Consider the following 12,984-nt stretch of genomic DNA (forward strand, 5'->3'; position numbering starts at 1 on the left):
TTTTATGAATTCAAGAAATGTGCAATCAATCCTAACACAAATAAAATTGGAAAAATAACTGCAACTAAATAAAAAGCTGCTTTTTTAAGTTTAGAGTTATATTCTCCCTTTTGAATTTGTTGCTTCCTTAGCTTTGCACGAAAAAAACTTCTACCTTCTTTAGTGAAAATAATATAAATTAATACAAGTACAATGGAAACCTCCACAACAAAAACTGCTAGAGCAAATATAAGTCCTTCAATTTGTCCTAACCACTTCACTCTATATACACAACCTTACCTTTTTATTAATTGTAAGCATAGATTATTCAACCTCTATGTTCATGATTAAAGCAGCGATATTCTCTTTAATTTCATCCATATCCTGAATTGGATAAATGATGTATTTTTCTCTTGACCCATCATTTATATAAAATTCGATAACCCCGCTGTTATTTACGAAACCTGTATGAAAGTTGCTCTTTCTTTTGATTTTGACACTTTCGATGGTTTCAGGTAGATAAGAAAAATTCGCTTTATCAACAGATAAAAATTTCCCATCCATAATATCAATTTTTTCATCATACCACTTCTCCGTTTTATAACGAAGTTTAACAAATTTATAAGCCCACCTCTCTAGAACTATACTTAAAGCAACACCCAAAAGTCCTCTGAAATTAAAATGTACCTCAACTGATTCTTCGTCCATTAATTGCCCAGCAATTTTTGCTCCACGAAAATCAGTCTCTGTAATAAAGATTTTATAATATGTGTCAAAATGGAACTTTCTTGGTTTTATAGCATAAAAAAACGGGTAGTCCGACATCTTTACCCCCCTTATCTCCATGTTCATATTAACAAAAATCATCCACCATTTATTCAAGTAAAATGTGCCATACTTTCGTTTTTAGCATAATTAAAGTCTTTTTCCTACTTGGAACAAAGCTACTCTTAAAAAAAGAGCTGATTATTAGCTAGTTAAAATCCGCTCTTGGGTAAGTTTTGAGCAAGATGATAAGGAATAACTTTTAATATTTTCAACCATATTTTAATAAATATAATATGTAAATAAAAAAGGACAATCAGTCTCAAATAAGACTAACTATCCTATACATCATAACCTTTATTTAAATGTAAGGTTGATATTAGGCTATATTTAAACAGCCGTTATTTTCTACCCTAATCGATATCATCAATAGCTTTGCCGTCTTCATTAATCTGCTGACTGCTTCCAGTGTAGCACCAGCCTTTCGATTCTAAGAAGTCAATAAATTCATCCATAAACTCATTATGTCCGACTTCTCCGCCATTTTCTAATGGTAATACGAAACCGTCCAGCTTCACACCTTTTTCCTCACTGTTATCTTTAAACCTTCGATAATTGATGAACATTTGTTTCTTCATCACTGCACCCCCTGTAGAGTTCGTTCATTTATCCGTCAGTTTTCGGCTTTTACCCGTCAGTTGGCGAGTTTTATCCGTCAGTTTTGGGCATTTGACCGTCACTATTTTCATTTATCCGTCAGTTAACAGCATTTATCCGTCAGCAGCCCATTTAACTCAGGCTATAAACTCTCTTTCACCACTTTACTCAGCTTTCGCACGCCTTCGATCATATCTTCTTCACTCGCATAACTAAATGACAACCGGAGCCATTCGATACTTTCCTGATTCTCCAAGAAAAAATATTTTCCTGGAACATAAGAAACACCTGCATCAAGCGCCTGATCTAACATCAATGACGTATCCACACCAGACACCTTGATCCAAATAAAATAGCCACCTTCCGGCACATACCAAGAAACACCATCCGGCATCTGCTCTTTCAATGCAGATAATAATACATTTCTTCTTGCTTGATACGTATTCCGTAACATCTCCAGACGCTTTCCTAAATCATTTTTTTCCAAAAAAGTGGCCATAATCGCTTGAGTAAAAGGATGATCTAAATCTTTTTTAAACCAATATAAAGCTTGTATGGTTTCCCTTGTTGTCGCAACCCAGCCAATGCGAAGCCCTGGTGCCACCACCTTTGATAAAGAGCCGACATACAGTACACGCTCTGCACGATCCAACGCCTTTAAAGGCACAGCCTGTTCGTCAAAATATAATTCCCCATACGCATCATCTTCTAAAATAAGAAAATCGTATGTTTCTGCAAGCTCGATCACATGCTTCCGACGCGCTTCTGTCATCGTCGTCCCGGTCGGATTCTGAAACGTCGGGATCGTGTATAAAAGCTTCGGCAGCGACAATCCCTCCTGTTGTCGATCCTCTAGCATTTTTTCTAACACGTCCGTCTGCATGCCATATTCATCTACAGGTACATTTAAAAATTGACTCGTATAGTTTTGGAACACTTCTAATGCTTCCATATAAGTAGGCGATTCGATCGCAATAATCGTTTGTTCATCGATAAAAACACGCGCAATAAAATCAATCGCCTGGCACGCTCCAGCTGTCACTAGCAGTTCTTTATCCGAAACAGGCATGCCGCGTTCGGCCATCCGATCCTGCAGCATGCTCTTCAGCTGATCCATTTTGGGTGTGCCGAGATAATGCAACGGTAAGTCTTGCTCATCGTCCAGTAAATCCACTACCGCATTTTTTATCCCTTCCACCGGGACGAGGTTCGGCGCTGGAAACCCGGAACTGAGACGAATACAGTCGTCCGGCATCGCAGGCATCCATTCCCCCGGCGGATCATTTTTTAATGCATCTGTAATATTTTTAGAAAAATAGGATTCCATCTTCACTCGTATCATTCACCTTTCATCAAACCTTGAAACAAAATAGAAGCATTGGTCTATTACCAATGCTTCCCCTTATTTTAAATCATCATGCTCTATTTTCACAATTTAAAAGAAGAAAAGATGTGCGATTAACGCCGCAACCGGCAATGTCACAATCGTTCTTTGTAAAAAGATAATAAATAATTCTAAGAACGAAATCGGAATTTTTGATTTGATTAACAAAATACCAATCTCTGACATGTAAATAAGCTGAGATAAAGACATGACACCAATCACAAAACGTGTCAACTCTGACTCAATTCCACTACCAATCACAGCTGGTAAAAACATGTCCGCAAAACCAACAATCATCGCTGGCGCTGCCGCCTGTGCTTCCGGAATTTGCAATAATTGCAAGAACGGAATAAACGGATATGCTAAATAATCAAAGATAGGTGTCATTTCTGCAATCACAAGCGCGAGCGTCCCTAACGCCATTACTAATGGAATCAAGGCAAACCAAATATCTATGACATTCAGAACACCACTTTTTACAATACCGCGGAAGCTCTTCACCTGAGCTGCTTTTTCTACCGCTTTTTCGACACCCCACTTAAAGCTGGATACTCCTTCTGGTACTTCTTCGTTAATCTGTTTTCCAGCACGCTCATAGTACTGATTTTTTTTCAAGGAAAGCGGCGGAATTCTTGGACAGACAATCGCAGCGACCACACCGGCTACAATAACAGTGAAATAAAATTGCACAAACATATGGTCAATACTTAAAAATCTCGCAATAACTAAACTAAACGCAATCGATGCAATCGAAAAATTCGTCGCCACAACCGCTGCCTCACGCTTCGTATAATAACCAGACTCATACTGCTGTGTCGTTAATAGCACCCCAACAGTACCACTGCCCATCCATGATGCCAATGCATCAATCGATGAACGGCCTGGCAAGCGGAACAATGGAAACATAATCTTACGCACAATCGTCCCGATAAAATCCATCAAGCCAAACTGTAATAACAGCGGCATAAATAAACAAGCAAAGAAAAACCAAACCATTAAAACAGGAATTAAATCATAAAAAACAACCGCTCCTGTAAACTCAGACCAAATAAACTCAGGGCCTATTTCAAAAAACGTAAAGACCGCAAACACCGCTCCTATTAATCTTAAAACGATCCAAAGAGGCGGAATATTAAACAAACTATCTAAAAAAGGACTCTTCTCTGCAATAGATAGACTCGTAAACTTAACCGCTAGACTTCCAATCACAGACAATATTAAAATAATCGTCACAATCAACGGAATAGAATCAGCAAGCAGCGCCTGCAAGCCATCCGCTAAAATCCCTAAACCAATAGTCACTTTTCCATTTATCGAAATAGGGACTAAGAATAACAAAACCCCTATTAATGAAGGAAGCCAAAACTTAGCATATTGCGCTCCCGTAAACTTTTTATCTTGATCAAACTTCATGTTGTTCTCCCCAATTTCTCTAAGATGATAAATCTATTTTTCACAGCAAATAATAATATATCATCTCACTGTATAAATATGCAATAGTCTTTTTAAAAAATGTATGATTTTGTCGAAAAAAGTGCATGTTTCTTGCGAGTTAAAGATGGAGAATCATGAGTCCAACACATCATGCCGTTAGAGCGCCTTACTTCGAATCGCATATGAATAAAATCCCCCACAGCAAATACTGTGGGGATAAATAAGCGATCTATCTACCGTTTTGAGCTCCAGCTTCCTAAGCGATTGAATATAGCATGAAAGAAATTGTATACCTCATTAAAGCGCAGGTAATTCAGGGTTCTCTGCAAAATGCTTCAGCATCACAATTGGATCAGTCTGTGATTCATTGGTAATCGTAACCCCTTTTTTAGCCTTTGGCTCTGTTACAAAAAATTCATCATTGGTTAACTCATGATATCGAATCATCGATGGTGTTTCGATACTCCATTTATCCATCTTTCCATGGCCTTGCAGCATATATAGTCCATAGGCCGCTTGGTCATGTATGGTTACGGTTTGGCCAGGCTTGACGGTTAAACGTTTCGCACTGACAAGCTTGCTTTTATAACAAATCCATTCTTCTATATAACCTTTTTCTTCCATTTGATTAACAGGATCAACAGATTTAGGTTCCATAAAACGGTTCTCATAGAAATCAGGATCTATATTCTTTTCCCAATCCATTATACTCATTAAATAATCATAATCGCCAACGTACTCCTCTGGTGTGTCCTTCCATAACAGTTCTTTAGGTACAACATGCTCTCCATGTAGAACCGATTGGAACATGGCAAAAACATCAGATGCTACTTGTGGTTCATACGTACACAAGCTTCCTGGTGCATGTAATACTCCTGGTGGCACATCCCATCCTGTATCTAGCGACAGTTTATAGGCACGGGATAATTCGGTAATTTTATTATCCCCTTGTGTGAAATTTTTTAGGCATTCTTTTACTTGATCCTTATCTACCCCTTTATCAATCCCAAAAAAGGTGTAAGGGAATTCCCCTCCATGGTTATTCAACTGGGAAGGATAAAAATACATTTCAGGCTTTCCTTTTTGATTCACTCGAGCAGCAGCCTCATCATCATGATGGATATGATGCGGTAAAGGACCGAGGTTATCAAAAAGCTTCGAATAAATCGGCCACCCTCTATGTTTTTGCCAAAGCTCTTCCCCTATAGCTTCTTCTTGTAATGTATCAATCGCTTCTTTTAGCAATACTTTTTCCTCGCCATCTTCTGATACAATGTAGCTCATTCCCTCATCTTCTGGTGTACCCGGTCCATTTTTTGCAACCGTTGTGGAGGAGAACCAGCGTTCATTAATGCCTCCTCTTTCAAGTCCTAAAATATATAGGTCATCTGGATGTAACTTCATTCTTTTTCCCGGACGGCAAAATAAACGAGGAACCCATGCAGGTGCCAATCGAAAAATACCATTACCTTCCTTTAATAAATCTCTTGCCTTACTCATTTCCCCCACTCCTTTTAGTTACTGTGTATTCCACGTTAACTTGTACGTCATCCATGTCAACCAACATTACACTTATTCTGTAAAACGTTTTACTACTCTCTATAAAAAAAGATTTTTAGCATCTATTTCAAAATTCGGTAACAGGAATCTTAGATAGTCTAAAAATCTTCGTTATGTTACTATACTGATTATGTAAAACGTTTTTCTAATCGAACCATAAATAGGCAGTAGAAGAACTACCACCCCTCTAATTCCCAAAAGTCCTCTGCTTGAGCATATGTTGATCTCCTAATTCTCAATTGCGTCGGTAAGACAATATCTTCCTTTTCCACCTTTTGAACCTTGATTTGCTCATGAAGTTTTCTTACTGCTTCCCACCCCATTTGGTACTGTGGTACATCAATGGTTGTTAATGAGGGAGAAACAATAGAACTAACAAAAATATTATCAAATCCAATTACGGCCATATCCTCTGGAATTCTATAACCCTCTTCTAGTAAAGCTTTCATCGCACCAATTGCCATTTGATCATTAGCAGCAAAAATGGCTGTCATCCCTTCGTCCTTAGCAAGTAGTGATTTGGTCACACGATAACCGCTCAATGGTCTGAAATCACCTGTACTCACTAATTCTTCGGTAAATAATCCTTTTTCCTCTAAAGCTACTTTAAAGCCTTGTAATCGTTGAGGAGTTGTTGGATATGTCATAGGTCCTGCAATATGAGCAATCCTTTCATGCCCCTGATCCATTAAATGCTTTGTAGCTTTGTACGCACTTTTCTTGTTATCAATAGAAACAGAACTTATATAATGACTATCCACCTGCTTTTCAAGTGCTACTATTGGTACAAGCTTTCTATTATTATTTATAATAGACTCCAGTAATACTTTCGTTTTAGGATCAGAATTAATATCATGACAAAAATCGATGATAATGCCATCCACTAAACTATTTTGTAGCTCTTGAATATATTTGTTCTCTTTATCCAGTTCTTCATCAGTGTCATAATAAATTAAATTAAAGTTATTGGACCTTGCATTATCCTGTATTCCCTTTAATACTTGCGGAAAGAAGATACGACTTATGTTAGGTAAAACAACACCTAAAGTATTTGTTTTAGTACTCTTTAAACCACTTGCCATTGGGTTAACAGAATAATTTAATCTTTCGATAGCAGCTTCTACACGTATTTGTAATGCTTTACTTACAGGTTTTTTCCCTGTTAATACGTTAGAAACAGTAGATATTGAAACTCCTGCTTCTCTTGCTACATCTTCCATCTTCATAAGACTAACCCCTATCAAAACTGCTGTAAAACGTTTTACAGTTTCATCATAGCATATTAATTAAGCGTTTTCAATATTTTAAAAATTATATGTAAACCATCACTCTAAGGAGAAAAGAATGGTTGAAAGTATTCAATCAACCATTTCCTTCTCGTGCTATCTTAGATAACCTCGTGCGATTGCTTCTATCTAACGTTTTGGCTCCGTGTCACTATTATTTCGACTTGATTCTGCTTAAATAAATACTACCTTTACAGCGCTCCAACAGCACTAATTAACCAAACCTCATGCTTCTCATTAAATTGAAGCATTAGTTTAAAAACATAACTATTTTCTGTTACTACCATCACTGTCTTTTCGTCCATTCTTTCAACTATTTCGATTTTCTCGTTAAGCTTTTTCTGAACAAATTGCTCCACAGTGAAATGTTTATCGTTATATTTTGGTTCTTGAGCGATTTCTTCTACTTCATTCTCATCATACTCGATTCCAATATAATCATGAATCTTCTCTACTCTAGCTAATAATTCTCCCTTATTGCTAAGTAATTCACTATCCACCTTTTGTAAAGCACCTTTTGGATAAATACTTTCTTCTTCTGCTGCTTCGTTATTTTCTGAATCTACAGATGGGTATGTTTCTAATTTCTCTCCAATTATAACCTCAAATAATAAAGATGAGTGTTCTTTGGTTAGTTGAGCATAACCATCAGGTTCCCGGACAATTTCTAACTTTTCCTGATTAGGGCTAATCCAAAGTTGATAGATTTCTTCTTTCTTTGTATTATTAAATTGAAAATCAGCAGGTCTTGCCATATCTACTACTGCCTTTTCCCAGTTTATTTGGTCCAAAATATCTGTTACCTTGTTCACATCTGAAGCATGCACGATTTCTTGCATATTTTCATAGGTATTGGAATCATCAACACGTTTCTGCACTAATATTGTTTGTTCAAGCTTTCCATTAGGGCCATTGTCTCCACTTGTTTCTTCTTTCAAATCATTAGAGCAACCTACTAGAACTAGCATAAGCGCAAATATAAATGTTAGTAAAGACTTTTTATCTATCATTAAATTCACCCTTCCATTTCTCGTTATGGCTTAGTCATGAAAAACTCATTTATTGCTTTTTCACAAATTGTATAAACCAAAATAATGCTATCCAAGGTAATATATAACGAGTGATCCATTCAAATAGATGAATCATTATGTCAAAACCATCATAGTTTAAAAAATTGAGAACAATGAATATGACAACCAATCCAATAGTGCCGTATAAGGAATACTTCATAAAAAACACTCCTTTTTATTACAATCATTGTACTTACCCTGATTGTTCACTATTTTATTCCTTTATTTCGGATACTTCACCACTGAACCAATGTATATAACCGCAGCGTTTACATATTAGAGTATGAACCGATTCATTTAGCCAATCTAAGCCCATAAAAGTCAAACCTCTTGTATTTAATTGAGCTTGACCTAACCCAAATTTCGCATGCTTACAATGAATGCATGTAACCTGAATATCATTCGATTTATACTCCCTGCCATTTTTGTCTAACATTTTGTCTAATGCCATTTCTTCAGCATCTTTTTCCCCTTGCTTTCTTAAACGATCTAACTCTTCTCTGCTATAATAGATTTTAAGCCACTCCCTTACCGTTTTCCAATTCATTCATTAGTATCATTACGATAATCACTTATGAAAAGTTTCAAAAAATTTTGCAACAATTCGTGATAATAAGTCTCATATATTCGTAGCTTTTCCTGAGATTTGATCTAATACTATCATTACAACGCTTTTATTCGTAGTTTCTTATGTATTTTGATTTATCACTGTCATTAGAACGCTTCTATTCGTAATTTCTCCTGAATTTTGGGTCTATACTGCCGTTACAGCGCTCCTATTCGTAATTTCTCCTGAATTTTGGGTCTATACTGCCGTTAGAACGCTCCCATTCGTAGTTTCTCCTGAATTTTGAGTCCATACTGCCGTTAAAACGCTCCTATTCGTAGTTTCTCCTGAATTTTGGGTCTATACTGCCGTTAGAACGCTCCTCAAAGAAATCAAAAGAATAAATGCGTTCCTTCTTAATAGAAGAAACGCATCTTCATCCAAATTAAATCGTCCATTGATCATGAACAATCGCTACCAACTTCCATTCATTCGAATCCATTTTTTCAAAAACAAGGTTGAGACTAGCCCAATCCATCCCTCCGGACTCCTCTGGCGGAATATGAAATTCCACTACATCTGCATCAGGAAAAACTTCATCGATATTATTTACCATGTTTCCTCGCTGCTTCCTTTCATTGATGAGAACTTCATCTGCTTCTTCCAGATAATTTTTATCATAGATAAACTCTTCATAGTATTCACTTGGAGTAAATTCAATGACTTTGCCGCTTCCGTCATATATTCCCCAAGTATACACCTTGTTATTTTCAAAAAAGGATGCAACTTCCTCTTGTTCAAACACAACCGCGTCTTCAGTTACATGGACATACGGAGAAAACAGAACACCTTTTTCAGGATGAACATAGTTAGCTAAATTCTGAAAATCTTGTCTAGCAATAGCATCTAATACATTTTCTGCAGTACTCGTCAGTTGAGTATCCTTTTTATCTGTTTGCTCACTTACTTCCTCGTATTCGATCTCATCCACTATCCATTTCTCATCTAGGTATTTCGCATGGTAAGTGAAAATGCCATGACCTACTAATTCATTGTTTCTTTCCTGTATAATCTTCACGTGTTTGTCTGATACCGTTTCAACCGTAAATGCTTTTTCTGTATCTAACCATGTCGGACCGTCCTTCGGTATGACATAAAGACCATCTTCCTTTTCTTCAAAGTAAGTGTCCGTCATCCACTCTGCTAGATCTGCGGACATGACTGTTTGAAAATGTTGAGTAACTTCTTCTTTCGATTGAAATGACTCTATTTTATGATCTTCCGCCGATTCCTTAAATAAAGATACGACTGTTTCTTTATAGCTTTCCATTAATGCAAGCGCGTCACTTTCTGTCATTTCAGGTATTTGATTGCCCGTTGGTGTGCTTTCCTCCTCATTCTCGTTCGTTCCGGATTGTTCATTTTCTTTTGGCTCTACATTTTCACCACAAGCCGAAACTAAGAAAAGAAAAACAAGACTTAATAAGGCTAATTTCTTCATTAGAAATCCCCCTTTCTTTTATAACATTAGACGTTCCAAACATTTCTACGTTACACCCAATGAAACCATCCTGGAAAATCTTTTTTTATAGGCTCCTATTATTTATCAAATTTTTGAACAGATAAAATGTCTGCACTTTTCGCATCTATCGTTATTTCGATTCTATGTGGAGAGGAACCAAGTTTTGATACATAACGGATATGCCATTTTCCATCTTCAAATTGAACTTGTTTTTCTTCCTGATACACCCCGTTTTTCATGCTTTTATATTCCTCTTTATTTGTTTTGTGCCAGCCGTCATACCATTTTACAAAATATTCATTACTTTCTATTTTGGCAATGGATTCACCCGAATGATTTTGCATCCACTTTTGTACTTCTTTATGCTGGATGGCAAGCTGCTCGGCTTTTTCGATAGAAATCATGTCATATTCAGTACCTTCTATTGTAATCTGTGTATGGACTTCCATTGCTTCTTCCCAACTACGCTCCTTTGGGCGAAACTGAATGACTACATCATAAGCTCCTGAAGAAGCAGGGATGAAAGAAGTTTGAACACGTTCTTTCGTTAAAAATATTCCTTCTTCTGACACGGTTTCCTTTGGCATTAAGCTTTCTGTATGGATATCATCTGTGCATTCTTTCGGTTGATCGGATAACTTTTGTTTGATATGACGGCCTGTTTCCTTAGAAATGATCTGAATGTTGAAATGCGAAATACAAGTGGAACTCCCCGCATAGTACTCCATCGTTTCCTCCCCGATGTTTTGCACTTGTGCTTTTACGATGATTTCATCTTTTAAATGAAAAGCTTTCTTGTTAACTTGAATTTGAAATTGGAGATCTGCTTTCGTTTCTTCGTAAATCAGTGTATTTGATTTATTTTCAGTAGTTGTGTCTGAAGTTTTTGTCCCACAGCTAAATAGTAAAATAATTAATAGGAAAATGAAGGGGTGAAATTTCATTATGGCAATCTCCTTTTACTTTTTATACATTAGTCGCTATTTCTATCTAAAAGTTTCACAGCGAAATCAAGCAATTATGTATAAGAAAGAAAAAAAGCTCGGCTTATGATCCGAGCTTTTCTAGTGATACAAAGACTTTATTTCATTAAGGTCTCCTATGAGTTCCATGACTTCTTCCTGGCTTAGATGAAATGGCAGTTGATCATATAACGTAATAATCTGTCCATCATCTTGATGCTTATGTTTATCTAAATACTCATACAAACTGTCGATCTGGCTTTTTTTGAGTGTGGATTCCGTATAAAAGTGTTTCACTCTTTGTAAAGAAAACTCATTATTTGGCTGATCAAAATGCCCAGAAATAATCTTACCTGAAAGTTCCATATGTCCAACCCCGCTTTGATCCATATTTTTAAAAAAGTGCTTATTCACTAACTGTGCTATTAGACACTATGTATGCTTAAAGTATGTACAACATCCAATCAATTGATGCATAGAGAGAACTGATTAGGAGTTATGAAACATAATATTCTAAACTCCTTAAATGAATAAGACCTTCACATAATAATTTATTGGTATGTAAAGAATAACAAAGAAATTTTTTGGTATGATATGAAAAGCAACTTGCTAAGATAAGTTCTAAAATACAAATAAACTGTTCCTAAATTAGTTAGAGATATTCTGGGAATAAATGCAAGAGACCAAATTGCTAGATAAAATAATAATAAGTATAACTAAATTAGAAAATTTTAAATCGTTACGATTAAAAATGAATAGAACTGGCATGAAAAGGATGATAACTTTGGAAACAGAACGTGATATAAAACTTACATCAGCAGAATTATCAGGACTTTGGACAACCTATATGAATGATAGTATGGCAATACCAGTTATTGATTATTATTTAAAGCACACAACAGATGTGGAAATCAAAGGTGTTTTAGAATCTGCAAAAAGTGTATCAAAGGAGCATCTTATAGAAATCACGTCAATTTTTAATAACGAAAAATGCCCTATACCTCATGGTTTTAGTGAAGATGATGTCAATTTATCAGCACCACAATTATTTTCAGAAAGTTTCCATCTTGTATATATGTATTATATGGGGAAATCAGGTATGGAAGCATATTCAATGGCTTTATCTTTTGCTGCTCGTCACGACATACTAGAACTGTTTAAGAAATATTGGATGCAATCAGAAAAAATTATGAAACATTCACTAGAAATTTTGTTATCTAGAGGGCTTTTTACAAGACCTCCATATATGCCAATGCCTCAAGAAGTCGAATATGTAAAAAAGAAAAACTATTTAAATGGCTGGTTTGGTGGGAAACGACCACTTAATGCAGTTGAAGCTACCCATGTTTTTGGTAATATGAAAACTAATGAAATGGGTAAGACATTAATCACTGGTTTTGCCCAAGTAGCAAAATCATCACAAGTTCGTGAATTTTTTTTACGAGGGAAGAAAATATCAACAAAACATACTGGAATTTTTAGTTCTCTTCTTCAAGAAAGTGATTTGCCAGCTACGATGACGGCTGATGCCACAGTTTTACCTTCAAAGGAATCGCCATTTTCAGATAAATTAATGATGTATCATATTAATTCGATGATTTCAATTGGGATAGGAAAATATGGTCTAGCGATGTCCGTTAGTATGAGGCATGACTTAGCACTACAATATGGGAGGTTACTTGCTGAGATTGGTACTTATGCAGAAGATGGTGCAGATATTATGATTGAAAACAGTTGGATGGAGCAACCACCACAAATTCCAAACTATGATGATGTAAATTCTAAATAAACTAAGGATACTAAAAAAGAGTTCAAGTC

The 12,984-nt window shown here is 36.1% G+C and carries 14 protein-coding genes; 1 reads left to right on the top strand and 13 read right to left on the bottom strand.

The window, feature by feature from the left end:
• Window positions 1–2: 2 nt before the first annotated feature.
• From GHD00_RS00730 to GHD00_RS00790, 13 genes are all read right to left on the bottom strand, one after another.
• Entirely contained in the window at window positions 3–260 is a 258-nt protein-coding gene (locus tag GHD00_RS00730) for a hypothetical protein (RefSeq protein WP_163536181.1), read from the bottom strand.
• 43 nt (window positions 261–303) lie between these two features.
• Complete coding sequence (locus tag GHD00_RS00735; protein ID WP_163536182.1) at window positions 304–804, bottom strand: hypothetical protein; 501 nt, start codon at window positions 802–804, stop codon at window positions 304–306.
• A gap of 353 nt (window positions 805–1,157) precedes the next feature.
• A complete protein-coding gene (locus GHD00_RS00740; RefSeq protein ID WP_240468550.1) occupies window positions 1,158–1,382 on the bottom strand; it encodes a hypothetical protein in 225 nt (74 codons plus the stop codon).
• 161 nt (window positions 1,383–1,543) lie between these two features.
• A complete protein-coding gene (locus GHD00_RS00745; RefSeq protein WP_163536183.1) occupies window positions 1,544–2,734 on the bottom strand; it encodes an aminotransferase-like domain-containing protein in 1,191 nt (396 codons plus the stop codon).
• Window positions 2,735–2,836: 102 nt separating this feature from the next.
• Window positions 2,837–4,198, bottom strand: a complete 1,362-nt coding sequence (locus GHD00_RS00750) for a YjiH family protein (protein ID WP_163536184.1) — start codon at window positions 4,196–4,198, stop codon at window positions 2,837–2,839.
• 318 nt (window positions 4,199–4,516) lie between these two features.
• Window positions 4,517–5,719, bottom strand: a complete 1,203-nt coding sequence (locus GHD00_RS00755; RefSeq protein ID WP_163536185.1) for a cupin domain-containing protein — start codon at window positions 5,717–5,719, stop codon at window positions 4,517–4,519.
• Between the two features lie 236 nt (window positions 5,720–5,955).
• A complete protein-coding gene (locus GHD00_RS00760) occupies window positions 5,956–7,005 on the bottom strand; it encodes a LacI family DNA-binding transcriptional regulator (protein WP_163536186.1) in 1,050 nt (349 codons plus the stop codon).
• Between the two features lie 251 nt (window positions 7,006–7,256).
• Window positions 7,257–8,075, bottom strand: coding sequence for a hypothetical protein (locus GHD00_RS00765; protein WP_163536187.1), 819 nt, complete (start codon window positions 8,073–8,075; stop codon window positions 7,257–7,259).
• Between the two features lie 49 nt (window positions 8,076–8,124).
• Window positions 8,125–8,295 carry a hypothetical protein gene (locus tag GHD00_RS00770; protein WP_163536188.1) on the bottom strand — a complete coding sequence of 57 codons (171 nt, stop codon included), beginning with the start codon at window positions 8,293–8,295 and terminating at the stop codon, window positions 8,125–8,127.
• A 54-nt stretch (window positions 8,296–8,349) separates the two neighbouring features.
• On the bottom strand, window positions 8,350–8,682 hold the full coding sequence (locus tag GHD00_RS00775) for a zinc ribbon domain-containing protein (RefSeq protein ID WP_205600685.1): 333 nt from the start codon (window positions 8,680–8,682) through the stop codon (window positions 8,350–8,352).
• A 445-nt stretch (window positions 8,683–9,127) separates the two neighbouring features.
• Window positions 9,128–10,183, bottom strand: coding sequence for a hypothetical protein (locus GHD00_RS00780; RefSeq protein WP_163536189.1), 1,056 nt, complete (start codon window positions 10,181–10,183; stop codon window positions 9,128–9,130).
• A 98-nt stretch (window positions 10,184–10,281) separates the two neighbouring features.
• Window positions 10,282–11,148, bottom strand: a complete 867-nt coding sequence (locus tag GHD00_RS00785) for a hypothetical protein (RefSeq protein ID WP_163536190.1) — start codon at window positions 11,146–11,148, stop codon at window positions 10,282–10,284.
• 120 nt (window positions 11,149–11,268) lie between these two features.
• Window positions 11,269–11,532: a hypothetical protein gene (locus tag GHD00_RS00790; RefSeq protein WP_163536191.1), complete on the bottom strand. Its 264-nt coding sequence runs from the start codon at window positions 11,530–11,532 to the stop codon at window positions 11,269–11,271.
• A 418-nt stretch (window positions 11,533–11,950) separates the two neighbouring features.
• Between GHD00_RS00790 and GHD00_RS00795 the strand changes: the two genes are divergently transcribed.
• Window positions 11,951–12,955 carry a DUF3231 family protein gene (locus GHD00_RS00795; RefSeq protein WP_163536192.1) on the top strand — a complete coding sequence of 335 codons (1,005 nt, stop codon included), beginning with the start codon at window positions 11,951–11,953 and terminating at the stop codon, window positions 12,953–12,955.
• Window positions 12,956–12,984 lie beyond the last annotated feature (29 nt).

It is taken from the genome of Gracilibacillus sp. YIM 98692 (assembly GCF_010993965.1).
Taxonomy (GTDB): Bacteria; Bacillota; Bacilli; order Bacillales; family Amphibacillaceae; genus Gracilibacillus.

Excerpts from the sequence above, each read along its gene's own strand:
- GHD00_RS00740 (WP_240468550.1), bottom strand. The coding sequence starts at position 1,382 with ATGAAGAAACAAATGTTCATCAATTATCGAAGGTTTAAAGATAACAGT.
- GHD00_RS00755 (WP_163536185.1), bottom strand. The coding sequence starts at position 5,719 with ATGAGTAAGGCAAGAGATTTATTAAAGGAAGGTAATGGTATTTTTCGA.
- GHD00_RS00775 (WP_205600685.1), bottom strand. The coding sequence starts at position 8,682 with ATGAATTGGAAAACGGTAAGGGAGTGGCTTAAAATCTATTATAGCAGA.
- GHD00_RS00750 (WP_163536184.1), bottom strand. The coding sequence starts at position 4,198 with ATGAAGTTTGATCAAGATAAAAAGTTTACGGGAGCGCAATATGCTAAG.
- GHD00_RS00780 (WP_163536189.1), bottom strand. The coding sequence starts at position 10,183 with ATGAAGAAATTAGCCTTATTAAGTCTTGTTTTTCTTTTCTTAGTTTCG.
- GHD00_RS00790 (WP_163536191.1), bottom strand. The coding sequence starts at position 11,532 with ATGGAACTTTCAGGTAAGATTATTTCTGGGCATTTTGATCAGCCAAAT.
- GHD00_RS00770 (WP_163536188.1), bottom strand. The coding sequence starts at position 8,295 with ATGAAGTATTCCTTATACGGCACTATTGGATTGGTTGTCATATTCATT.
- GHD00_RS00735 (WP_163536182.1), bottom strand. The coding sequence starts at position 804 with ATGTCGGACTACCCGTTTTTTTATGCTATAAAACCAAGAAAGTTCCAT.
- GHD00_RS00765 (WP_163536187.1), bottom strand. The coding sequence starts at position 8,075 with ATGATAGATAAAAAGTCTTTACTAACATTTATATTTGCGCTTATGCTA.
- GHD00_RS00785 (WP_163536190.1), bottom strand. The coding sequence starts at position 11,148 with ATGAAATTTCACCCCTTCATTTTCCTATTAATTATTTTACTATTTAGC.
- GHD00_RS00760 (WP_163536186.1), bottom strand. The coding sequence starts at position 7,005 with ATGAAGATGGAAGATGTAGCAAGAGAAGCAGGAGTTTCAATATCTACT.